At 73.0% G+C, this 22,725-nt stretch carries 18 protein-coding genes and 1 riboswitch; of the genes, 12 read left to right on the top strand and 6 right to left on the bottom strand.

Annotated features, from left to right (window positions below; genetic code table 11):
- The first annotated feature begins 3 nt into the window (after positions 1–3).
- Positions 4–408 carry a DUF3017 domain-containing protein gene (locus GXP71_RS10760; protein WP_162352654.1) on the top strand — a complete coding sequence of 135 codons (405 nt, stop codon included), beginning with the start codon at positions 4–6 and terminating at the stop codon, positions 406–408.
- 148 nt (positions 409–556) lie between these two features.
- Here the strand turns inward: GXP71_RS10760 and GXP71_RS10755 are convergent, their stop codons facing one another.
- Positions 557–1,627 (bottom strand): aquaporin, encoded by a 1,071-nt coding sequence (locus GXP71_RS10755; protein ID WP_162352653.1) that lies wholly within the window; start codon positions 1,625–1,627, stop codon positions 557–559.
- A 262-nt stretch (positions 1,628–1,889) separates the two neighbouring features.
- Between GXP71_RS10755 and GXP71_RS10750 the strand changes: the two genes are divergently transcribed.
- The 4 genes from GXP71_RS10750 to pulA all read left to right on the top strand — a co-directional run bounded on the left by GXP71_RS10750 (position 1,890) and on the right by pulA (position 10,668).
- On the top strand, positions 1,890–3,107 hold the full coding sequence (locus GXP71_RS10750; RefSeq protein WP_162352652.1) for an NADP-dependent isocitrate dehydrogenase: 1,218 nt from the start codon (positions 1,890–1,892) through the stop codon (positions 3,105–3,107).
- A 127-nt stretch (positions 3,108–3,234) separates the two neighbouring features.
- Positions 3,235–4,227, top strand: a complete 993-nt coding sequence (locus GXP71_RS10745) for a malate dehydrogenase (RefSeq protein ID WP_162352651.1) — start codon at positions 3,235–3,237, stop codon at positions 4,225–4,227.
- Between the two features lie 64 nt (positions 4,228–4,291).
- The gene (locus GXP71_RS10740) at positions 4,292–4,567 is read left to right on the top strand and encodes a DUF167 domain-containing protein (protein WP_162352650.1); all 276 of its coding nucleotides are present in this window, start codon (positions 4,292–4,294) and stop codon (positions 4,565–4,567) included.
- Between the two features lie 185 nt (positions 4,568–4,752).
- The gene (gene pulA, locus GXP71_RS10735; RefSeq protein ID WP_162352649.1) at positions 4,753–10,668 is read left to right on the top strand and encodes a pullulanase-type alpha-1,6-glucosidase; all 5,916 of its coding nucleotides are present in this window, start codon (positions 4,753–4,755) and stop codon (positions 10,666–10,668) included.
- An 88-nt stretch (positions 10,669–10,756) separates the two neighbouring features.
- Here the strand turns inward: pulA and GXP71_RS10730 are convergent, their stop codons facing one another.
- Entirely contained in the window at positions 10,757–11,320 is a 564-nt protein-coding gene (locus tag GXP71_RS10730) for a hypothetical protein (RefSeq protein WP_162352648.1), read from the bottom strand.
- 142 nt (positions 11,321–11,462) lie between these two features.
- Between GXP71_RS10730 and GXP71_RS10725 the strand changes: the two genes are divergently transcribed.
- Positions 11,463–12,938 carry an alpha-lytic protease prodomain-containing protein gene (locus tag GXP71_RS10725; RefSeq protein WP_255490110.1) on the top strand — a complete coding sequence of 492 codons (1,476 nt, stop codon included), beginning with the start codon at positions 11,463–11,465 and terminating at the stop codon, positions 12,936–12,938.
- Between the two features lie 103 nt (positions 12,939–13,041).
- Here GXP71_RS10725 and GXP71_RS10720 read toward each other — a convergent pair whose 3' ends face one another.
- Together GXP71_RS10720 and purU are read right to left on the bottom strand one after the other, a co-directional pair.
- Positions 13,042–14,445, bottom strand: coding sequence for a PHB depolymerase family esterase (locus GXP71_RS10720; RefSeq protein WP_162352646.1), 1,404 nt, complete (start codon positions 14,443–14,445; stop codon positions 13,042–13,044).
- Positions 14,446–14,627: 182 nt separating this feature from the next.
- On the bottom strand, positions 14,628–15,503 hold the full coding sequence (gene purU, locus GXP71_RS10715; protein WP_124343671.1) for a formyltetrahydrofolate deformylase: 876 nt from the start codon (positions 15,501–15,503) through the stop codon (positions 14,628–14,630).
- Positions 15,504–15,550: 47 nt separating this feature from the next.
- Between purU and GXP71_RS10710 the strand changes: the two genes are divergently transcribed.
- A complete protein-coding gene (locus GXP71_RS10710) occupies positions 15,551–16,048 on the top strand; it encodes a GNAT family N-acetyltransferase (RefSeq protein WP_162352645.1) in 498 nt (165 codons plus the stop codon).
- A 90-nt stretch (positions 16,049–16,138) separates the two neighbouring features.
- Positions 16,139–16,822 (top strand): aminoglycoside 3'-phosphotransferase, encoded by a 684-nt coding sequence (locus GXP71_RS10705; RefSeq protein WP_162354307.1) that lies wholly within the window; start codon positions 16,139–16,141, stop codon positions 16,820–16,822.
- On the opposite strand, the gene GXP71_RS10700 is transcribed toward GXP71_RS10705, so the two are convergent.
- Positions 16,748–17,725: a DMT family transporter gene (locus GXP71_RS10700; protein WP_238402377.1), complete on the bottom strand. Its 978-nt coding sequence runs from the start codon at positions 17,723–17,725 to the stop codon at positions 16,748–16,750. The genes GXP71_RS10705 and GXP71_RS10700 overlap by 75 nt on opposite strands.
- Before the next feature lie 39 nt (positions 17,726–17,764).
- Between GXP71_RS10700 and GXP71_RS10695 the strand changes: the two genes are divergently transcribed.
- Together GXP71_RS10695 and GXP71_RS10690 are read left to right on the top strand one after the other, a co-directional pair.
- Positions 17,765–18,331, top strand: coding sequence for a MarR family winged helix-turn-helix transcriptional regulator (locus GXP71_RS10695; protein WP_162352644.1), 567 nt, complete (start codon positions 17,765–17,767; stop codon positions 18,329–18,331).
- Positions 18,332–18,453: 122 nt separating this feature from the next.
- Positions 18,454–18,894, top strand: coding sequence for a hypothetical protein (locus GXP71_RS10690; protein WP_162352643.1), 441 nt, complete (start codon positions 18,454–18,456; stop codon positions 18,892–18,894).
- A gap of 113 nt (positions 18,895–19,007) precedes the next feature.
- On the opposite strand, the gene GXP71_RS20555 is transcribed toward GXP71_RS10690, so the two are convergent.
- Positions 19,008–20,552 carry a GAF domain-containing protein gene (locus GXP71_RS20555; protein ID WP_162352642.1) on the bottom strand — a complete coding sequence of 515 codons (1,545 nt, stop codon included), beginning with the start codon at positions 20,550–20,552 and terminating at the stop codon, positions 19,008–19,010.
- A 245-nt stretch (positions 20,553–20,797) separates the two neighbouring features.
- On the opposite strand from GXP71_RS20555, the gene GXP71_RS10680 reads away from it, so the two are divergent.
- Positions 20,798–21,178, top strand: a complete 381-nt coding sequence (locus GXP71_RS10680; RefSeq protein WP_162352641.1) for a VOC family protein — start codon at positions 20,798–20,800, stop codon at positions 21,176–21,178.
- Between the two features lie 64 nt (positions 21,179–21,242).
- A riboswitch (ZMP/ZTP riboswitch) is annotated at positions 21,243–21,332 on the top strand.
- A 98-nt stretch (positions 21,333–21,430) separates the two neighbouring features.
- Positions 21,431–22,720, top strand: a complete 1,290-nt coding sequence (gene glyA / locus GXP71_RS10675; RefSeq protein ID WP_162352640.1) for a serine hydroxymethyltransferase — start codon at positions 21,431–21,433, stop codon at positions 22,718–22,720.
- The last annotated feature ends 5 nt before the right edge of the window (positions 22,721–22,725 follow it).

The raw sequence follows: 22,725 nt of genomic DNA, 5'->3' as shown, positions 1-22,725 counted from the left end.
TCGATGGTGCAGGAGCGGGTCGGACCGCAGTGGCCGCGGATGACGCACGAGTCGTCGTCGGCCGAGCCCGACGTGCCCCCGGCGACCGGCCCGATCCCCGTCGAGGAAGCCCCGCTCGACCCGCGCGCGATCGCTCGCGCGTCGCTCGACGCCGCACGCAACGCGTCGCTGTGGTGGACGAGCGCCGGCGTGCTGCTGTCCGTGCTCGTCGCGTTCGTCGTCGGTGCCCGCGCCGGGGCGTACACGCTCGCGGGAGTCATGGCGCTGTGCGGCGTCGTGCGCGCGGCGTGGCCGTCGCCCGGGCCGGTCGCGATCTCGGTCCGCTCCAAGCCGATCGACCTGGTGCTGCTGTTCGGCGCCGCGCTCTCGCTGGGCGTCCTCGCCCACTCGCTCCCGCCGGGCGCCTGAGCCCCGACCCGCTGCCGCCGGGCGCCTGGGCCCGGATGCGCTGTCGTCGGGGTGCCCGAGCCCCGTCGTGCCGACGCCCCGCGACCGAGGGCCGACGCGACGACGGGCCCGGCCCCCCGTGGGGAGCCGGGCCCGTCGTGACGTGCGGTCAGGCCTTGCGGTCCTCGACGACGAGCACGTCGTCGGTCGTGACGTAGACGTCGTCCTCCTCGAACAGGTTGTCCTCGACCGGCTCCGACGCGAAGGCGCGGTAGAGGAGCGCGGCGATCGCGGCACCGAGGAGCGGGGCCACCCAGAACAACCAGACCTGCTCGATGGCCCACGAGTCCGAGAAGATCGGCAGCGCCGTGGCGAGCGACCGGGCGGGGTTGAGTGACGCGTTGGTCACGGGGATCGCGACGAGGATCAGTGCACCGAGAGCGAGGCCGATCGCGGCGGGCGCGGCGTTCGACGTCGAGCGGCGGTCGGTCGCGCCGAGGATGACGCCGACGAACACGGCGGTCACGACGAGCTCGATGAGCCCGGCGCCGATCCACGAGAAGCCCTCGCCGGCCTGCGCGGCGATCGGCGAGTGCGCGGCGTACCCGTTTGCCGTGGCCGAGAAGAAGCCCTTCTCCTGGTCCGCGAGCGCGGGCAGTGTCGTCACGACGACGAACAGCACTGCGACGGCCGCCGCCGCGCCGATGATCTGCGCGAGCCAGTAGGGGACTAGGTCCTTCCACTGCGTGCGGCCCGCGAGCACGGCGCCGAACGTCACGGCCGGGTTGAAGTGACCGCCTGAGACGTGACCCACCGCAGAGATGCCGGCGAACAGCGCGATGCCGAAGGCCAGCGCGACGGCGAGCGGACCGGCCTGCGTCACCGCGGCGTACAGAGCCGTGCCGACACCGGCGAGGACCAGCAGGAACGTGCCGAACGCCTCGGCACCGAGCCGCGCGAGCAGGCCGGGGCCGGTGGTGACGAACGTGCCCGCGGGGACCACGTAGGCGTCGACCTCGTCATCGCTCTCGGCGGCCGGGACGGGCGGCACGGCGGGCGTGCCGGGGGTGTCGCCGGGCTTCGCGAACCCCGTCGCGGCGGCGGCCGGTGCCTCCGGGGCGGGTGCGGCGGCGGTCGCGTCGGCCTGCGGGGCGGCGGCGGTCGCGTCCGTGGGGGCGGGGCCGGCGGCGGCCTTCTCGTCGGGCGCGCCGGCGGTCTGGTCAGGCGTGTCGTGGGACATGTCGGTCCTGTCGTGAGTACGTGTCCGCGGGCGCGTGCGCGGGCCGGGCCGGCCAACCCGCTGCGCCGTTGCTGATGGGGGCCAGCATGCCAGCCTGGCCTGAGCGGGGGCGCGGTATCGCGAGGTCGTCCGGTCACCGAGATCTCTTGATGTCGAGTAATCTTGTCCGCGGACACCGCCGGCCGCTGCGTGCCCCCGCGTGCGCGAGGCGCCGGCCCCCGGGCCCGCCAGGGCCCTCCCCACGGCACAGGAGACCCACCGCATGGCGAAGATCAAGGTCGTCGGCCCGGTCGTCGAGCTCGACGGCGACGAGATGACGCGCATCATCTGGCAGTTCATCAAGGACCGCCTGATCCACCCGTACCTCGACATCGACCTGCGCTACTACGACCTGTCGATCCAGAACCGCGACGCCACCGACGACCAGGTGACGATCGACGCGGCGCACGCCATCAAGGAGCACGGCGTCGGCGTCAAGTGCGCGACGATCACGCCCGACGAGGCGCGCGTCGAGGAGTTCGGCCTCAAGAAGATGTGGGTCTCGCCCAACGGCACGATCCGCAACATCCTCGGCGGCGTCGTGTTCCGCGAGCCGATCATCATCAGCAACATCCCGCGCCTGGTCCCGGGCTGGAACAAGCCGATCATCATCGGCCGTCACGCCCACGGCGACCAGTACAAGGCGACCAACTTCAAGGTCCCCGGCGCCGGCACGCTGACCCTCACCTACACCCCGGAGGACGGCTCCGAGCCGATCCACCAGACGGTCGTGACGTACCCGGCCGAGGGCGGCGTCGCGATGGGCATGTACAACTTCAACGAGTCGATCCGTGACTTCGCGCGCGCGTCGTTCGCGTACGGCCTGCAGCGCGGCTACCCGGTCTACCTGTCGACCAAGAACACGATCCTCAAGGCCTACGACGGCCAGTTCAAGGACATCTTCCAGGAGGTGTTCGACGCCGAGTTCAAGGCGGACTTCGACGCCGCCGGGCTGACCTACGAGCACCGCCTCATCGACGACATGGTCGCCGCGGCCATGAAGTGGGAGGGCGGCTACGTCTGGGCGTGCAAGAACTACGACGGCGACGTGCAGTCCGACACGGTCGCGCAGGGCTTCGGCTCGCTCGGCCTCATGACGTCGGTCCTCATGACGCCGGACGGCAAGACCGTCGAGGCGGAGGCCGCGCACGGCACCGTCACGCGCCACTACCGCCAGTACCAGGCGGGCAAGCCCACGTCGACCAACCCCATCGCGTCGATCTTCGCGTGGACCGGTGGCCTCAAGCACCGCGGCAAGCTGGACGCGACGCCCGAGGTCACGCAGTTCGCGGAGACGCTCGAGGACGTCGTCATCAAGACCGTCGAGAGCGGCAAGATGACGAAGGACCTCGCGCTGCTCATCGGCCCGGACCAGGCCTGGCTGACGACCGAGGAGTTCCTCGCCGCGCTCGACGAGAACCTGCAGGCGCGCCTGGGCTGACCTCGGCACGCACGACGACGAAGGGCGGCATCCCGTGGGGTGCCGCCCTTCGCGCGCGCCCGGGTCCGGGTAGCGTGCGGGTAGCCCCGACCGGGGCCGCCGCCGTCGTCGTCCCCGAGGAGCAGCCGTGCCCGCCAGCCAGCCTGTCAACGTCACCGTCACGGGGGCCGCCGGCCAGATCGGCTACGCGCTGCTGTTCCGGGTCGCGTCCGGGCAGCTGCTGGGCCCCGACACACCCGTCCGGCTGCGGCTGCTCGAGGTGCCGCAGGCCGTCAAGGCCGCCGAGGGCACCGCGATGGAGCTCGACGACTGCGCGTTCCCGCTGCTCGCGGGCATCGACATCCACGACGACGCGACCGCCGCGTTCGACGGGGTGAACGTCGCGCTGCTCGTCGGCGCCCGTCCGCGCACCGCGGGCATGGAGCGCGGCGACCTGCTGTCCGCGAACGGCGGGATCTTCGGCCCGCAGGGTGCCGCGATCAACGCCGGCGCGGCGGACGACGTGCGCGTCCTCGTCGTGGGCAACCCCGCCAACACCAACGCATGGATCGCCGCGCAGCACGCCCCCGACGTGCCCGCCGCGCGCTTCACGGCGATGACGCGCCTCGACCACAACCGGGCGGTCGCCCAGCTCGCCGCGCGCACGGGCGCGTCCGTCGACGACATCCGCCGCGTCACCATCTGGGGCAACCACTCCGCGACGCAGTACCCCGACGTGTCCCACGCGACGATCGGGTTCCGTCCGGCGCGCGAGGTCGTCGGCGACGACGCCTGGTTGAGCGACACGTTCATCCCGACGGTCGCCAAGCGCGGCGCCGCGATCATCGAGGCGCGTGGAGCCTCGTCGGCCGCGTCGGCGGCCAACGCCGCGATCGACCACGTGCACACCTGGGTGCACGGCACGGCCGACGGGGACTGGACGTCGGCCGGCATCGTGTCGGACGGGTCGTACGGCGTGCCCGAGGGGCTCGTGTCGTCGTTCCCGGTGACGTCGTCGGGGGGCGAGTGGCAGATCGTGCCCGACCTCGAGATCGACGAGGCGTCGCGCGCCCGCATCGACGCGTCCGTCGCCGAGCTCGTCGAGGAGCGCGAGGCGGTCCGCGCGCTCGGCCTCGTGTGACGCCCTCGATCGCCAGGGCTGCCGCACGCACGTGCGGCGTGAGGACGAGCCGACGGGGGCGGGCGTGCGTATCGCGATCCGCGTGAAGCCGGGGGCGTCGCGGACCCGCGTCGGGGGCCGGCGCGGTGACCGGCTGGTCGTCGCGGTGCAGGAGCGCGCGGTCGACGGTGCGGCGACCGAGGCGGCGCTCGTCGCGCTCGCCGGGGCGCTCGGAGTGCGACGCCGTCACGTGACGCTCGTCTCGGGGACGACGAGCCGGGACAAGGTCGTGGAGGTGGACGACGCCGTCGTGTCGGAGGAGCTCCGGACCGGGTGGGCGGAGCTGTTGGGCTCGGACTGACGGCAGGGGGGGCCGCTCGACGGGCGGTCCGCCGGGCCGCGTGCTGGACTGGTGCGCGTTCGTGGGGATGTCCGGTCCGTGTCCGCTGGACCGATTGGCCCGAAACCCTTGCTGCAACTTGCAGCAAGAATGTACGGTCGCGACGTCCCGCCACACCGCCGTGCCGGGCCGACGAAGGAGTCGCCATGTCGCGCCGCCCCTCTGCCCCTCCGAGACACCGCACGACCACCACCCGCCGGACCGTCGCCGGCGTCACCGCCCTCACGCTCGCCACCGGCCTCGTCGGCACCGCCGCGCTCGCCGCGGCAGCCCCCGCCACCGCCGCCGCGACCAGCGCGGCCCTCGTCGGCAGCCTGCAGTCCGAGCTCGGCTGCGCCGACGACTGGCAGCCCGCCTGCGACGCGACCGAGCTGACCCCCGTCGGTGACGGCACGTTCACCGCCGACTTCGAGGTCCCCGCGGGCACGTGGGAGTACAAGGTCGCGCTGGACGACACGTGGGACGCGTCGTACGGCGTCGACGGCTCGGGCGACAACAGCCCGCTCGTGCTCGCGGGCGCGACGACGCTGCGCGTGACGTACGACGACGCGACGCACCGCACGTCCGTCACGCCGCTCGGTCTGGGCGGCGGCTACACGGACGAGGACGCGGACCTCGTCGCCGAGCCCGTGCGCGACCCGGGTGCCGGCAAGAGCTTCTACTTCGTCATGACGGACCGGTTCGCGAACGCGGACCCGTCGAACGACACGGGCGGCCTCACGGGGGACCGGCTGGTCACGGGCCTCGACAAGACGGACAAGGGCTTCTACCAGGGTGGCGACCTCGCGGGCCTGCGCGAGCGCCTCGACTACATCGCCGGGCTCGGTACGACGGCGATCTGGCTGACCCCGTCGTTCAAGAACAACCCCGTGCAGGGCACGGGCGCCGACGCCTCCGCCGGGTACCACGGGTACTGGATCACGGACTTCACGCAGATCGACCCGCACCTGGGCACCAACGCCGAGCTCGAGGCGCTCATCGACGACGCGCACGCGCGCGGCATCGACGTGTACTTCGACATCATCACGAACCACACGGCGGACGTCATCGACTACGCCGAGGGGGAGTACGGCTACGTCGAGCAGGCCGACGACCCGTACCGCACGGCGGACGGCACGCCGTTCGACCCGGCGGACTACGCGGGCACGGACGACTTCCCGACGCTCGACCCCGCGACGTCGTTCCCGTACACGCCGGTGATCGACCCGGCCGACGCCGACCGCAAGGTCCCGGCCTGGCTCAACGACCCGACGGTCTACCACAACCGCGGCAACTCGACCTGGACGGGTGAGTCCGTCACGTACGGCGACTTCTCCGGCCTCGACGACCTCATGACCGAGGACCCGCGCGTCGTGCAGGGCTTCGAGGACGTCTACGAGGCGTGGGTCGACCTCGGCATCGACGGCTTCCGCATCGACACCGCGAAGCACGTGAACTTCGAGTTCTGGCAGCAGTGGGCGACCGCGATCGGCGAGCACGCCGCGTCGGTCGGCAACCCGGACTTCTTCATGTTCGGCGAGGTGTACGACGCGGACCCGGCGAAGCTGTCGCCGTACATGCGCCGCACGGACATGAACGCGGTCCTCGACTTCACGTTCCAGTCCGCCGCCGCGGGGTACGCGGGCGGCTCGTCGTCGGCCGAGGCGCTCTCGACGCTGTTCGCAGGCGACGACTACTACACGACCCCGACGTCGAACGCGCAGGCGCTGCCCACGTTCCTCGGCAACCACGACATGGGCCGCATCGGCCACTTCGTGAAGGACGCCTCCGACCCGCAGGCGCGCTCGCAGCTCGCGCACGCGCTCATGTACCTGACCCGCGGCCAGCCGGTCGTCTACTACGGCGACGAGCAGGGCTTCGTCGGCGACGGCTCGCTGGACGGCACGGACAAGGACGCGCGCCAGTCGCTGTTCGCCACGCAGGTCGACGAGTACGCGGACCAGGCGCTGCTCGACGGCACGACGGCCGGGTCGGTCGACCGCTACGACACCGACACGGTGCTGTACCGGACGATCGCCGACCTCGCGGCGCTGCGGGCCGAGACGCCCGCGCTGCGCACCGGCGCGCAGATCGAGCGCTACTCGGACGGCAACGTCTACGCGTTCTCGCGCGTCGACGAGTCGGAGAAGGTCGAGCACCTCGTGGCGCTCAACAACGGCACCGCGCCCGCGACGGTCACGGTCGACACGCTCACCCCCGGTGCGACCTTCACCGGGCTGTACGGCACGACCGGCACGGTCGCGGCTGCGGCGGACGGCACGGTGTCGCTCACGATCCCGGCGCTGTCGGCGGTCGTCCTGCGGGCGGGCGCGACGGTCGGCGCCCCGGCGGCGGCCGGCCCGGTCGCGCTCGACGTGCCCGGCGCGGGCGGGGCCGTGAGCGGCGTCGCCCCCGTGGGTGCCGACGTCGCGGACGACGTGTGGAGCCAGACGTCGTTCGCCTACCGCGTCGTCGGAGACGACGGGTGGACCGCGCTCGGCACGTCCGAGACGACGAGCCCGCGCGTCTACCACGACGTCACGGGCCTCGAGCGCGGCACGCTCGTCGAGTACCGCGCGGTCACGGTCGACGCGGCCGGCCACCGGTCGGCGGCGTCGACCTTCGGCAGCGTCGGCATCCGGGTCGACGGCGACGTGGACGAGGGCCCGGACCCGGGCGACCTGGTGGTGTCGGTGCCGGGCAGCCACAACAGCGAGATGGGCTGCGCGGGCGACTGGGCACCGGCGTGCGAGACCGCGCGCCTGACCTACCGCGCCGACGGCGTGTACGCGGGCACGTTCACGCTGCCCGCCGGCACGTACGAGTACAAGGTCGCCATCGGCGGCTCGTGGACCGAGAACTACGGCGCGGGCGGCGTGCGCGACGGTGCGAACGTCACCTACACGCTGGCGGCGCCGACCGCGGTGACGTTCTACTACGACCCGGTCACGCACTGGTTCACGTCGACGGCGCAGGGGCCGATCCTCACGGTCCCGGGCTCGCACAACTCCGAGCTGGGCTGCGCGGCCGACTGGTCGCCTGACTGCCTCAAGACGTGGCTGCAGGACCCGGACGGCGACGGCACCTACACGTTCACGACCGACGACATCCCGGCCGGCTCGTACGAGGCCAAGGTGGCGCACAACCTGTCGTGGACCGAGAACTACGGCGCGGGCGGCGCACCGGGCGGCGCGAACATCCCGTTCACCGTCGCCGACGGCAAGCCCGTGACGTTCTCCTACGTCCTCGCGACGCACGTCCTCACCGTCGAGGCTGCCGATCCGGGCCTGCCCGGGACGGGCGAGGAGCGGGCGCAGTGGATCGACGCGGAGACGATCGCCTGGCCCGCCGAGTGGGCAGCCGACCCGGCCGCCTCGACGTGGCGCCTGCACGGCGCGCCCGACGGCTCGCTCGGCGTGACCGACGGCTCCGTGTCCGGCGCGACGACGACGGTGGACCTCACGTACGACGCGGCCGGGCTCAGCGACGCGCAGCTCGAGCGCTTCCCGGCGCTCGAGGGCTACCTCGCGCTGCACGTCGACGCGTCCGCCGACGAGGCTCGTGAGCTGCTGCGCGGCGAGCTGCTCGTCACGCAGGAGGCCGCCGACGGCGCGCTGCAGGCCGCGACCGGGGTGCAGATCCCCGGCGTGCTCGACGACCTGTACGCGGACTCGGCCGACGACCGCACCCTCGGCACGACCTGGCGCAAGGGCGTCCCGACGCTCGCGCTGTGGGCCCCGACGGCCCAGGACGTGAACCTCCTGCTGTGGCCGGCGAAGAAGTCCGGCGGGGTCGACACGAGCGGCGAGCCGCAGACCGTCGACGCGAAGCGCCAGAAGGACGGCACCTGGACGGTCGAGGGCACGAAGAAGTGGGCGGGCGCCGCCTACCTCTGGGAGGTCACGGTCTACGCGCCGACGACGGACGCCGTCGAGGTCAACCGCGTGACCGACCCGTACTCGGTCGCGCTCACGCTGGACAGCACGCACTCGGTGCTGGTCGACCTCGCGGACAAGGACTACCGACCCAAGCAGTGGGAGAAGGCCAAGCAGCCGGTCGTGAGGCCCGTCGACCAGACGATCTACGAGCTGCACGTGCGCGACTTCAGCATCTCGGACCCGACGGTCCCCGAGGCGAAGCGCGGCACCTACCTCGCCTTCGCCACGGACGGCGCCGGCCGCCAGCACCTGCGCGAGCTCGCCGACGCGGGCCTCACGACGGTGCACCTGCTGCCGACGTTCGACATCGCGACGATCCCCGAGGCCCGGGCCGACCAGGCCGTGCCGCAGTGCGACCTCGCGTCGTTCCCGCCGGACTCGCCCGAGCAGCAGGCGTGCGTCACCGCGGTGGCCGCGCAGGACGGCTTCAACTGGGGCTACGACCCGCTGCACTGGACGACGCCCGAGGGCTCGTACGCGGTCGACGCCGACGGGGGAGCGCGCGTCGCGGAGTTCCGCACGATGGTCGGGGCGCTGCACGCCGACGGCCTGCAGGTCGTGCTCGACCAGGTGTTCAACCACACCGCGGCGAGCGGCCAGGACCCGAAGTCGATCCTCGACCGCGTCGTCCCCGGCTACTACCACCGGCTGAACGCGACCGGTGCGGTCGAGACGTCCACGTGCTGCCAGAACGTCGCGACCGAGCACCGCATGGCCGAGAAGATGATGGTCGACTCGGTCGTCACGTGGGCTCGTGACTACAAGGTCGACGGGTTCCGCTTCGACCTCATGGGCCACCACTCGCGGTCCACGATGGAGGCGGTCCGGGACGCGCTCGACGACCTCACGCCGAAGAAGGACGGCGTCGACGGCCGCAAGGTCTACCTGTACGGCGAGGGCTGGAACTTCGGCGAGGTCGCCGACAACCGGCTCTTCTACCAGGCCACGCAGGGGCAGCTCGGCGGCACCGGGATCGGCACGTTCTCCGACCGGCTGCGCGACGCCGTCCGCGGCGGCGGCCCGTTCGACGAGAACCCGCGGATCCAGGGCTTCGGCTCCGGGGCGTTCACCGACCCGAACGGCGATGCGGCCAACGGCTCCGAGGCGGACCAGCTGGCCCGCGTCCAGCACGCGGCGGACCTGGTGCGGCTCGGGATGGCCGGCAACCTGCGCGAGTACCGGCTGCTCGCGTCGGACGGCACGGTGAAGCGCGGCGACGAGCTCGACTACAACGGCCAGCCCGCGGGCTACGCGGACTCGCCCGAGGAGGTCGTCACGTACGTCGACGCGCACGACAACGAGACGCTGTTCGACGCGCTCACGTACAAGCTCCCGCAGGCCACGACGATGGCGGACCGCGTCCGGATGAACACCGTGTCGCTGTCGACCACCGCGCTGGCCCAGACGCCGAGCTTCTGGCACGCGGGCGCCGACCTGCTGCGCAGCAAGTCTCTCGACCGCAACTCCTACGACTCGGGCGACTGGTTCAACTCGTTCGACCCGTCGAAGCAGGACAACGGGTTCGGCCGCGGCCTGCCGCCGCGTCCCGACAACGAGGCGAAGTGGCCGTTCCAGCAGCCGCTGCTGTCGGACCCGGCGCTCAAGCCGGCACCCGCCGACATCCAGGCGGCGTCCGCGGCGGCCGACGACCTGCTCCGCCTGCGGTTCTCGACCCCGCTGTTCCGGCTCGGGTCGGCGGACCTCATCGAGCAGAAGGTGACGTTCCCGAACTCCGGCCCGCAGGCCACGCCCGGCGTCGTCGTCATGCACGTCGCCGACCAGGGCGGCTGGGACCGCGACACGCGGCGCTGGGACAAGGACGTCGACAAGAAGCTCGACGGGCTGCTCGTCGTCGTCAACGCCTCCGACGAGGCGACGACGCAGACGATCACGGCGCTCGCGGGGGACAAGTACACGCTGTCGACGGTCCAGGCGCGCGGGAGCGACCCGGTCGTCAAGGGCACCACCTGGGACAAGGCGACCGGCACGGTGACCGTGCCCGCCCGGACCGTCGCGGTGCTCGTCGAGAAGGACTCGGGCCACGGGCACGGGCCGTCGCACCGCTGGTGGGACGACGTGCAGGAGTGGTTCGGCAACGGGCCGGCAGCCTCGTGGAGGTGGCTGATCGGCTGGTTCGGCGGCTGATGTGGTCGCGGGGCGGGCGTTCCGCAGCGCCCGCCCCGCGCCGCCGGACACGGAGGGCCCGCACCTGAGGAGGGGTGCGGGCCCTCCGTCACGCCCGGGCTCGCAGGAGGCCGGACAGGGCGGCTCGGACGGCTCGGCGTGACCGCGGGACGGCCAGGACTGCCGCGGTCGGCGCGAGGCACAGCGCCAAGGTCAGCGGTGCGCTGCTCGCCGCGGTCAGCGAGCGCTCGACGTCGGGCTGTGCCATCGCGAACGTCGGGTCTCCCGGGAGGTGGACGACCTCGAGAGGCGGGGCGTAGACGGAGTCCGGCGGAGCGTCCTCCCAGTACTGGTAGGGACCGCGGGTGGTGGGTCGTTGCGCGGGTTCCGTGTCCTCGACGTGCCGGAGGACGGCCGTGATCTCGCCGTCGGCCGTCGTGAACGACACCGTCACGCGGTCGACGTACCACCCGCGCCCGAGCGTGACGTGCCGCCGCACGCCTGCCGCCGTCGCCTCCGACCCCTGCTCCGCGAGCAGGTGCGCGTCGTCGCGCCTCGCCAGGTCGCGCGGGAGCTGCATGAGCGTCGTGCCGGCGACGACCCATCCGAAGACGACCGCCCAGCCGACGAGCAGCGCGAGGTACGGCGTCGCGTGCGTCGGTCGGGCGGTCACGGCGGCACCGTACTGATCGCCGGTCGTCGATCGAGGGTGACGACGGGGGTTTCACTCTTTCGATACCCGCGGGTAGCATCCGAGTCGCAATGCCAATGACATCAGTCATCCGCCTATTCACCGGAGCTGTGACATGAGACGCATGCACTCGAAGACCCTCGCCACCCTCGGGCTCGCCACCACCCTGGTGCTCGCCCCCGCCGTCGCCCAGGCCGCCACGAGCGACCCCGACGTCGGCGCCCCCGCCCCCGTCACCGCGCCCAAGGTCGCCAACGGCGTCCTCGACGCGATGAAGCGCGACCTCGGCCTCTCGGGCAGTGCCGCCCGTGACCGGCTCGCGTTCCAGGCCGGGGCCTCCGAGACCGAGCAGCGGCTGTCGGCCCGCCTCGGCGCCGACTACGCGGGCGCGTGGGTCGACGCCAAGGCGAACGTCCTGCACGTCGCCGTGACGGACGCCGCCGACGGCCCCGCGATCCGCGCCGCCGGTGCCCGGCCGGTCGTCGCCCGACACTCGCTCGCCGACCTCGACGCGTACAAGGCCGGGCTCGACGCCGCGCTCGCCCCCGCCGCCTCGACCGTCCCGTCCTGGTACGTGGACGTCGCCACGAACTCGGTCGTCGTCAACGCGACCGCCGGCGCCGTCGCCCAGGCCCGCGACCTCGTCGCCGCCGCAGGCGTCCCCGCGGACGCCGTCCGCGTCGTCGAGACCGACGAAGCACCGCGCACGTTGATCGACGTCATCGGCGGCAACGCGTACTACATCGGCGGCTCGTCGCGATGCTCGGTCGGCTTCGCCGTCACCGGCGGTTTCGTCACCGCCGGCCACTGCGGGCGCACGGGCGCGACCACGACCAGCCCGTCCGGCACGTTCGCCGGGTCGAGCTTCCCGGGCAACGACTACGCGTGGGTGCGCGTCGCGTCGGGGAACACGCCGATCGGCGCCGTCAACAACTACAGCGGCGGCACCGTCGCCGTCGCGGGCTCCACGCAGGCGACGGTCGGCTCGTCGGTCTGCCGCTCCGGCTCCACGACGGGCTGGCGCTGCGGCACCATCCAGGCCTTCAACGCCACGGTCAACTACGCGCAGGGCAGCGTGTCCGGACTCATCCGCACCAACGTGTGCGCCGAGCCCGGTGACTCCGGCGGCTCGCTCGTCGCGGGCAACCAGGCGCAGGGCATGACGTCCGGCGGGTCCGGCAACTGCTCGTCCGGCGGGACGACGTACTTCCAGCCCGTCAACGAGGCGCTGTCCGCCTACGGCCTCACGCTTGTCACCTCGGGAGGCGGCCAGAACCCGCCGCCCACCGGCTGCAACAACCTGGCGCGTACCTACACGGGCTCGCTCAGCACCGGGCGCTCGGCGATCCAGCCGACCGGCAGCTACGTGACGGTGTCGACGAGCGGCACCATCCGGCTCTGCCTCGACGGCCCGACGGGCAGCGACTTCGACCTGTACCTGCAGAAGTGGAACGGGTCGGCATGGGCCTCGGTCGCGTCGGCCACCTCGTCGAGCGCCGACGAGTCGATCACCTACAACGGGACGGCCGGCCAGTACCGGTACGGCGTCTACGCCTACGCGGGCTCCGGCTCGTACACCCTCGGCGCCACGACGCCGTAGGGGAACCGACCCCCTCGGTGCCACGACGCCGCAGGGACGCATGACGACGGGCCCGCACCGCAGGGGGGTGCGGGCCCGTCGTCATGTCAGGACCGGGTGTCGGTCAGGCCCGGGCGCAGGCCCGGCCGTTGAGCTTCAGGTCCGCGGGCGGCGGGTTGCTGCCCGTGTGCGTGGCGTTGAAGCCGATCTGGACGCTGCCGCCCACGGGGATGGTCGCGTTCCACGCGGCGTTGTTCGCGACGACCACATCACCCGTCTGCGTGACCGTCGAGCTCCACGCCTGCGTCACCTTCTGGCCCGCGGTCCACCGCCACGTGAGCTGCCAGCCGCTCGCAGGCGCGTAGTCCAGGTTGGTGATGGTGACGTTCGCGGTGAATCCGGTGTTCCACTGGTTGACCGACCACGCCACGGTGCACGTCGCCGGGCCCGAGGTGGCTGTGGGCTGCGGCAGCGTCGGCCAGTCCGTCGGGACGGGCGGCGTCGGCGTGGTCGCGGTGGGCGTCGGGACCGGCGTCGTCGGCGCCGGCGTCGTGGGCGTGGGGGTCGTCGGCTGGTCGAGCCCGAAGAACCGGATCGCCGCCGCGGCATCGACGGGGAGGTTGTGGCCGACGCCGGAGAGGCTGTTCGCCTCGAGCGGCGCACGGTCGCCCGTGCCGCCGAACCGGGTGCGGGTGATGTTCCCGGTCGTCTCGGTCGACGACGGCGTCGCGGAGAGGCCCAGCACGTTCGTCCACTGCTTGACGGCTTCGCCGTGCTGCACGTAGCTGAGCGTGTCGTCCTGCGTGCCGTGCCACAGCTGCACGCGCGGACGGGGGCCGGTGTACCCGGGGTAGGCGGCCCGCGCGAGGTCGCCCCACTGCTGCGCGGTCCGCGTCAGACGCCCCTGTGCGCAGTCGCTGTTCCAGCCCGCCTGGGACGTCGTGCCCGGCGGCGGACCCGACGTCGAGAAGCACGTGGCAGGCACTCCGGCGAACGCCGACCCGGCGGCGAACACGTCGGGGTACGTCGCGAGCAGGACCTGCGTCGTCATCGCGCCCGACGAGACACCCGTCGCGAACACCCGGCTCGTGTCCGTCGTCCATCGCTGCTGCACGTACCGGACCATCGAGACGATGCTCGTCGGGTCGCTCGCACCGCCGTGCTTGAGCGCCTCGCTCGACGACACGTCGAAGCACGAACCGGGTCGGTTCGTCGACGGGTACACGACGATGTAGCCGTACCGGGTGGCGAGCTCGTCGAACTGCGCGCCCGAGTACATCGCCTGCGCGGACCCCGTGCAGTAGTGGTTGACGACGAGCACCGCGGGGCGTGCGGGGAGGTTGTCGGGCACGAAGAGGAACATCCGCAGGCCGCCCGGGTTGCTGCCGAAGCTCGTCACCTCCTGCAGCGACGCGGCTCTCGCGGGTGCGGCCGAGGTGAGCATCGTGGCGAGCAGCCCGACCAGTGCGGCAGCGAGCGCCGCGAGCACGGCCACGGATCTGCGCAGGGGTGCGCGCGTCGACGTCATCGAGTCCTCCTCGACCCAGGGATGCGGGAGCCGGCCCACGCGTGAGGGAGGGCGGCTCGTCGAGCATCGGCGAGCCGGTCGAGGGGGTCAACGCGGGTCGGGGCGGCGAAACGATTCGCCGTGCGGCCCTGACCTGCGACGTCGTGCACCGGGCGCGGACGGCCGGCGAATGACGGACGCCGTCAGCGGAAGACGATCGTCCGGTGCCCGTCGAGCAGGACGCGGTGCTCGGCGTGCCACCGCACGGCCCGCGCGAGGGCGCGCCGCTCGACGTCCTGGCCCAGCGCGACGAGGTCGTCGACGGCGCGCGTGTGGTCGACCCGCTCGACGTCCTGCTCGATGATCGGCCCCTCGTCGAGGTCGCCGGTGACGTAGTGCGCGGTCGCGCCGATGAGCTTGACGCCGCGGTCGTGCGCCTGCGCGTAGGGGCGGGCCCCCTTGAACGACGGCAGGAACGAGTGGTGGATGTTGATGACGCGGCCCTCGAGGCGGCGGCACAGGTCGTCGGAGAGGATCTGCATGTAGCGGGCGAGGACGACGAGCTCGACGTCGAGCTCCTCGACGAGCTCGAGCAGCCGCGCCTCGGCGGCGGCCTTGGTGGCCGACGTGACGGGCACGTGGTGGAACGGGATGCCGTAGAACTCGGCGAGCGGCGCCAGCGCCGTGTGGTTGGAGACGACCGCGACGAGGTCGACGGGCAGCTTCTCGGACCGCTGGCGGAACGCGAGGTCGTTGAGGCAGTGCGCCGCGGTCGAGCCCATGACGAGCGTGCGGACCGGCCGGCCGACGACGTCGAGCGACCACGTCATGGCGAACGTGCGCGCGACGGTCGCCATCGCGCCCTCGAGCACCTCGCGCGGCGCGAACGCCGACACCTGCACGCGCATGAAGAACAGCCCCGACAGCGGGTCCCCGAACTGCTGCGACTCGGTGATGTTGCCCCCGTGGTCCGCGAGCACGCCCGCGACGGCCCGGACGATCCCGGGACGGTCGGGGCAGGACAGGGTCAGGACCCAGTGGGTGGGCTCATCTGCATGCTGAGACACGGCGTCGGACACGACCCCGAGAGTAGTGCGCCCGCGCGACGGGCTGAGACGATGACGGCATGACGCAGGCCGACCTGGACATCCGTACGGTCACCCTCGACGACGCCGGAGAGCTCCTCACGCTCCGCCGCGCCGCGTTCGTCACCGAGGCCCAGCAGTACGGCGACCCGAACATCCCGCCCCTCACGCAGACCCTCGACGAGCTCCGTGACGACCTCGGCGCCGACGGCGTCATCACGCTCGGCGCGTGGTCCGGCCACCGCCTGATCGGCTCGATCCGCGTGGTGGTCGAAGGCACGAAGGCGACGCTCGGCCGGTTCGCCGTGGCCCCCGACCTGCAGGGCAAGGGAGTCGGCACGCGCCTGCTCATGGCGATCCTGCCGTACCTGCCGGACGGCATCGAGGAGGTCTGGGTGTTCACCGGGCGCGACTCGCTGCACAACATCGCGCTGTACGAGAGCCAGGGCTACGAGCACCAGCACGACCAGACCGCGGGCGACCTCACGTACGCGTACCTGCGCAAGATGCTCGGGGACGACGACCGCGCCGAGGCCTGACGCGTGACGTCGGGTCGGCTTCCGATCGCGGGTGCCGAGCTCGCCGGGCGTCCCGTCGACCCCGCGATCGTGCCGCACGTCGTGCAGGGCATGGGCGGGGTGCGCGAGGTGGTCTGGCGCAACGAGCTCGGCGGCCTGACGTTCCTGCTCGACGAGCCCGAGCGGTTCGTCAAGTGGGTGCCGGCGGGTGTGCCGCTGGATCTCGACGCCGAGGTCGCGCGCCTGCGCTGGGCCGCGCCGCTCACGCCGGTGCCGACCGTGCTGGAGGCGGGAGCCGACGACGAGGGCTCGTGGCTGGTCACGCACCCGCTGGCCGGTCGCAGCGCGGTCGACCAGCGGTGGGTCGCCGAGCCGCTGACCGCTGTCCGCGCGATCGGCGCCGGCCTCCGGGCGCTGCACGACACCCTGCCCGTCGAGGACTGCCCGTTCGACTGGACCGTCGAGGCGCGGGTCGCGGCGGCCGACGCGCGCGAGGTCGGCCCGTCGGCGGAGCGCGCGGCTCTCGGTCCGCCCCCGCCCGTCGACCGGCTGGTCGTCTGCCACGGCGACGCGTGCGCCCCCAACACGCTGCTCGCGGACGACGGCACGTGGCTCGCGCACGTCGACCTGGGCGCGCTGGGGGTCGCCGACCGGTGGGCCGACCTCGCGGTCGCGACCTACAGCACGATCTGGAACTACGGCCCCGGGTACGAGGAGCCGCTACTGGACGCCTACGGGATCGCGCCGGACCCCGTGCGGACCGCCTTCTACCGCGGGCTGTGGGACGCCACCTGACTCCGGGCCGCTCTCGGGGGCGCCGCCTCTCGCCCGCCGGTCGCGGAGCAGGCGGTCGACGGCCGGCTGACCGAGCACGACCCCGGCGAGCACGACGACGATCCCGGTGACCTGCAGCGGGCCCAGGTGCTCGCCCGCGACGAGGACGCCGACGAGCACCCCCGCGACCGGGTTGAGCAGCCCGACGAGCCCGACCGTCCCGGCCGGCAGCCGTCGGAGCCCGCTGAACCACGCGAGGTAGGCGACGGCCGTGGCGACGAGCGACACGTACGCGAACCCGAGGACCGCGCGGCCGTCGAGCGCCGGGGGAGCGCCCTCGACCGCGATCGCGAACGGCACGAGCACGAGCCCACCGGCGACGAGCTGCCAGGCGGTCGACGAGACGACGTCGACCCCGTCGGCCCACCGCGTCGCGAGGACGAAGCCGACGCTGGACATGAGCATCGCCGCGACGGAGGCGGCGACCCCGAGCGGCCGGATCTCCGCGCCGCCGGTGAGCAGCATCGCGGCGACGCCGACGACGCCGAGCCCGGCGCCCGCGAGTGCCAGCACGCGCGGCTTCTGCGCGAGCAGCGCCCACGCGACGAGCATCATCACGACGGGCGAGGTCGCCATGACGGTCGACGCGACCGACGACGGCAGGAGCTGTGCTGCCACGTAGATGAGGGCGAAGAACGCGCCCATCGAGAGCGTGCCCAGCACGAGCGACCGCCACCACCACGAGCCGCGGGGGAGGCGTCGGACGACGAGCAGCAGGACGAGACCCGCGGGGAGCGCGCGCAGGACGGCACCCCAGAGCGGGGCGTCGGCGGGGAGCGCGTGCTTGGTGACGTAGTAGGTGGTGCCCCACGTGAGCGGCGCGATCGCCGTGACGAGCGACCAGCGGAGCGATTTGTCTTCCACGGAAGACAACATACCTTCCGTGGAAGATAAGATCGACCCATGACCGACGTGGATCCGACGCCTCGCACCGCCGCGCGCGTCGCGCGCTCGTCGCCGACCGGCCAGGACAGCGGCCCCGACCGCCTCGACCTGATCCAGGCCGCGTGGCGGCACGAGCGCCCTGACCTCGACGTCCGCCCGCAGGGCGTCATCGGGCGCCTGAGCCGCGTCGCCAACCACGTCACCGACGAGCTCGTCGCCGTCTACCGGAAGCACGGGCTGGGGGAGGGCGACTTCGACGTCCTCGCCACCCTCCGGCGTGCCGGTGCGCCGTACGAGCGCACGCCTGGCGACCTGTGCGCGAACACGCTCGTCACCAGCGGCGCGATGACCAAGCGCGTCGACCGGCTCGAGGCGGCGGGCCTCGTCACGCGCCGGGTCTCGGACCGCGACGCGCGCGCGCGGGTCATCGCGCTCACCCCGCACGGGATCGACGTCATCGACGCCGCCTTCACCGACCACATGACCAACGAGCGCCGCCTTCTCGACGCGCTCGACCCGGCCGACGTCGACCAGCTCGAGCACCTCCTGCGCCGCTGGCTCGCCGTCTTCGAACCGCCTGCCTGACGCGCCCGTCACGCCGACCGGCGCCCGGACCCGGAAGTTCCTCGTCGACGAGGGGCCACCCGGTCGGAGGGACGGCGAGCGCGCGGGAAGACCGCTCGGGGCCACGCGCTACCGTGCGCAGCATGACACCGGTCCGGCCGCCCACGGTGGCTCTCCTGCTGTCGGGCGCGCTGGGCCTCGGCCTGTCCGGGTGCGCGAGCGGGCTCGACGGCGCCGCGCGGGACGCGAGCACGCCTGCTGCCACCGCGCCGACGTCGTTCGACTGCCCCGTCCCGCCGACGGGGCCCGTAGGTGCCGAGCAGGCGAGCGCGTGCGTCTACGACGGGTGGACGCGCCAGGACGAGGTGCAGGTCGAGGCCTATGGGCGCGCCGGTGTGGTCGACGGCCTGCCCCACGTGATGGCCGACCCCCGTCTCCAGCTCGAGAGCTGCGCGCAGGAGCCGGTCGGAGTCGTGTGCACGTGGTCCGGCGAGACCGGAGACGGTCCTGTCGCTCTGGGGATGGCCATGAGCGGCGACTCCGAGTCCGGGTTCCGGGTGTCCGCCATCGAGGTCGATCGCTGAGCCGCCGTCAGTCGACCCCGCCCTGGAAGGGGCGCCAGCCGAGGTCCCGTCCGCACGTGCTCGAGACCCCGGACGTCGCAGGCGTCCGGTGACGGCGACCCCGCCCGTGCCCGTCAGGCGGTGATGCGCTCGGCGACGGCCACCTGCTCCGCGAGGACGCCGTCGATCGTCGTCTGCGTCTCGCCGATGCTGTCGACCACTCGCCGGATGTCGGCCAGCGCACGCACGACGTTCGTCACCTGACCCTGGATCGCCTGGACGCGCTCGTCGACGTCCTGCGTCGCATGGGCGGTCTCGGTCGCGAGGTCCTTGACCTCCTTCGCGACCACGGCGAAGCCCCGTCCGGCCGCACCCGCGCGGGCGGCCTCGATCGTGGCGTTCAGCGCGAGCAGGTTGGTCTGCGCCGCGATGCGCTGGATGAGCCGGACGATGTCGACGATCTCGGCGCTCGACTGACCCAGCCGCGCGACGTCGTCGTTCGCGTCCGCCGTGAGCGTGCGTCCCTCGCGGGTCACCGACGCGGCGGCCGCGACGTTCTCGCCGACCGTCCGGATGGAGCCCACGAGGTGCTCGCCGGCGGCGCGGAGGCGGTCGCCCGCCCGGAACCGGGCGAAGGCCTGGCTGAGCAGGAACGCGGTGCTGCGCAGCGCGTCGGCGCGCGCGTCGGACAGGGTCAGGGTCCTCGTCGCGAAGAAGTCCATCGTCCCCACGACGGCCCCGTCGACCAGGATCGGCAGGCACACCCCGGACCGCACGCCGGCGCGGCCGGCCGCCGGGGCGCGCACGCAGTCGCTGAGCCGGGACAGGTCCTGGACGAAGACGAGGTCGCGCGAGCGCCACGCCCGGCCCGACAGCCCCACGCCCTCCCGGAACGACGCGGCAAGGGTCACGTCGCGGAACTCCTGCCCGGCGTCGCCGGACTCGAGGGCGAAGCGCAGGACGCCCTCGTCGGCGTCGAGCGCCCAGTACGAGCCGTACTCCCAGCCGAAGCCCTCGCGGATCGTCGTGAGCGCGCCCTCGAGCGCCTCCTGCGGCGTCCCCGCGGTCGTCACCACGCGCAGCACCCGGTTGAGCGACGCCAGGTCGGCCGCGGCCTCCGCCTGCTCCTGGGCGACGGCGATCCGCGCGACCATCTGGGAGACCAGCACGCCGATGCTCCGCAGCGTCTCCCGGCGCTGCGGAGAGACGCCGGACCCGTCCGACGACATGAAGTCCATCGTGGCGACGACGGCACCGTCGACGACGACCGGGAAGCACACGGCCGTCCGGATGCCCACCTGCTGCGCCACGGGTGCCCGTACGCAGTCGTCGACGGAGCCCAGGTCGTCGACGACCACGAGGTCGCGCGACCGCCAGGCGCGGCCCGACAGGCCGACGCCCTCCGCGAACGTCGCCGCGAGCGTGACCTGGCGGAACTCGGGGCTGGTCGTCCCGGACTCCTGCGCGAAGCGCAGCACGGCGGCATCCCGGTCGACCACCCAGAAGGAGCCGTACGTCCAGCCGAACCGGTCGCGCACCACGTCGAGGACGGCCGCGGCCGCCCGCTCGATCGTGGCGATCCCGTCGAGCGCCGCCACGACGGCGCTGATCGCCTCGACGTTCTGGCCCTCCTCGGAACGTCGGTCGTCGAGGTCGGTGGTGGTGGTGCGGCGGAACACGGTCTCCTCCAGGGACTGCTCTCGTCGTGCGCGGCACGAGACGGCCCCGAGGTCACGGAGGTGCACCGACGCCACCGGCCGGCCGGACCGTCGAGGCGCGATGGCGCGCGCAGCGGGATCCGGACGCGGCCGGGCCGACGACCCGGGACTGCGCAGTCTCTGATCTCCTATCGGCGGCGGGGCGTCGAGGTTGAGGCGCGCCGCCCGAGCGCCGTCGTGACCGCGAGGAGCCCTACGCTCGCCGGATGATCCGGCTGCGCGACGTCACCTACCTCGTCCACGACCACGACGAGGCGCTGACGTTCTTCGTCGACGCCCTCGGGCTCACGGTCCGCCAGGACGAGACGTTCCCCGACGGGTGGCGGCGCGTCGTCGTCGGACCTCCCGACGGTGGCACCGGGCTCGTGCTGGCTCTCGCCGGTGACAGCGCCCCTGTCGGGCGGCAGGCGGGTGGCGACGTCGCGTTCTTCCTGGAGACGGACGACTTCGCCGCCCAGCACGCGCGGATGACCCGGCACGGGGTGCGGTTCCGCGAGGAGCCCCGCCACGAGACCTATGGCACCGTCGCGGTGTTCGAGGACCTGTACGGCGGTGCGTGGGACCTCATCGAGCCGCCTGCTCGCTGACGACGGTCGACGCCCCGACGGTGCGTGGATACCTCTGACGACCCGAGCGCCGGTGTTGCTAGGCTCTCCTGGTCGCGACTGGCGCAGCGGGTGGGTCACCACCGGGGAGCGACGAGCAGCAGCAGACTTCGGGTCGGACGCCTGGGCCCACGGTCACCACACGGAGAGAGTGTGTGCGTGCCCGTCCGCGTGCCGGTGCACATCCCCTCCGCACCCGATGATCCGTCCGCTGATGCCCCAGGGAGTCGCCCGATGAGCGCCGACAACACCCCGATCCTCGACCAGAACATCTCCGAGCTCGACCCGGAGATCGCCGCCGTCCTCGACGGCGAGCTCGCCCGCCAGCAGGGCACCCTCGAGATGATCGCCTCCGAGAACTTCGTGCCCCGCGCGGTCCTGCAGGCGCAGGGCTCCGTGCTCACCAACAAGTACGCCGAGGGCTACCCGGGCCGCCGCTACTACGGCGGCTGCGAGCAGGTCGACATCGCGGAGAACATCGCGATCGACCGCGCGAAGGCCCTGTTCGGCGCCGAGCACGCGAACGTCCAGCCGCACTCCGGCGCGACGGCGAACGCGGCCGTGCTGCACGCGCTCATCAACGCGGGCGACAAGATCCTCGGCCTCGAGCTGGCGCACGGCGGCCACCTCACGCACGGCATGAAGATCAACTTCTCCGGCAAGCTCTACGACGTCGCCGCGTACGGCGTGGACCCGCAGACGTTCCGCATCGAGCCCGAGGCGATCCGCGCGGCCGCGCTCGAGCACCGCCCCGACGTGATCATCGGCGGCTGGTCCGCCTACCCCCGCCACCTCGACTTCGCCGCGATGCGCGAGATCGCCGACGAGGTGGGCGCGAAGCTCTGGGTCGACATGGCGCACTTCGCCGGTCTCGTCGCCGCGGGCCTGCACCCGTCGCCCGTCCCGCACGCGGACGTCGTGTCGTCGACCGTGCACAAGACGATCGGCGGCCCGCGCTCGGGCTTCATCCTGAGCAAGCAGGAGTACGCCAAGAAGATCGACTCCGCGGTGTTCCCGGGCCAGCAGGGCGGCCCGCTCATGCACGTCATCGCCGCCAAGGCCGTGTCGTTCAAGGTCGCCGGCACCGAGGACTTCAAGGACCGCCAGCAGCGGACCATCGACGGCGCGCGCATCATCGCGGACCGCCTCACCGCGACGGACGTCGCGAACGCGGGCGTGTCCGTCCTCACGGGCGGCACCGACGTGCACCTGGTCCTCGTCGACCTGCGGCACTCGGACCTCGACGGCCAGCAGGCCGAGGACCTCCTGCACGCCGCGGGCATCACCGTGAACCGCAACGCCGTGCCGTTCGACCCGCGCCCCCCGCGCGTCACGTCGGGCCTGCGCATCGGCACGCCCGCGCTCGCGACGCGTGGCTTCGGCGACGCCGAGTTCACGGAGGTCGCCGACATCATCGCGACCGCGCTCGTGGGCGGTGCGTCGACCGACGTCGAGGCGCTGCGGGCCCGCGTGGCCAAGCTGGCCGAGGCGTTCCCGCTGTACTCCGGCCTCCAGCAGTACTGAGGCGA

Source organism: Cellulomonas sp. H30R-01, from assembly GCF_010119915.1.
GTDB classification, from domain to species: Bacteria; Actinomycetota; Actinomycetes; order Actinomycetales; family Cellulomonadaceae; genus Cellulomonas; species Cellulomonas algicola.
The sequence above is the reverse complement of the archived record's forward strand: the minus strand, read 5'-3'. Positions and strand labels throughout refer to the sequence as shown.

What these genes read in the sequence shown, in the direction of transcription:
- GXP71_RS10680 (WP_162352641.1), top strand. Translation starts at nt 20,798, where the DNA reads ATGATCCGGCTGCGCGACGTCACCTACCTCGTCCACGACCACGACGAG.
- pulA (WP_162352649.1), top strand. Translation starts at nt 4,753, where the DNA reads ATGTCGCGCCGCCCCTCTGCCCCTCCGAGACACCGCACGACCACCACC.
- GXP71_RS10755 (WP_162352653.1), bottom strand. Translation starts at nt 1,627, where the DNA reads ATGTCCCACGACACGCCTGACCAGACCGCCGGCGCGCCCGACGAGAAG.
- GXP71_RS10690 (WP_162352643.1), top strand. Translation starts at nt 18,454, where the DNA reads ATGACACCGGTCCGGCCGCCCACGGTGGCTCTCCTGCTGTCGGGCGCG.
- GXP71_RS10710 (WP_162352645.1), top strand. Translation starts at nt 15,551, where the DNA reads ATGACGCAGGCCGACCTGGACATCCGTACGGTCACCCTCGACGACGCC.
- GXP71_RS10760 (WP_162352654.1), top strand. Translation starts at nt 4, where the DNA reads ATGGTGCAGGAGCGGGTCGGACCGCAGTGGCCGCGGATGACGCACGAG.
- GXP71_RS10695 (WP_162352644.1), top strand. Translation starts at nt 17,765, where the DNA reads ATGACCGACGTGGATCCGACGCCTCGCACCGCCGCGCGCGTCGCGCGC.
- GXP71_RS10720 (WP_162352646.1), bottom strand. Translation starts at nt 14,445, where the DNA reads ATGACGTCGACGCGCGCACCCCTGCGCAGATCCGTGGCCGTGCTCGCG.
- glyA (WP_162352640.1), top strand. Translation starts at nt 21,431, where the DNA reads ATGAGCGCCGACAACACCCCGATCCTCGACCAGAACATCTCCGAGCTC.
- GXP71_RS10725 (WP_255490110.1), top strand. Translation starts at nt 11,463, where the DNA reads ATGCACTCGAAGACCCTCGCCACCCTCGGGCTCGCCACCACCCTGGTG.
- GXP71_RS10750 (WP_162352652.1), top strand. Translation starts at nt 1,890, where the DNA reads ATGGCGAAGATCAAGGTCGTCGGCCCGGTCGTCGAGCTCGACGGCGAC.
- GXP71_RS10705 (WP_162354307.1), top strand. Translation starts at nt 16,139, where the DNA reads ATGGGCGGGGTGCGCGAGGTGGTCTGGCGCAACGAGCTCGGCGGCCTG.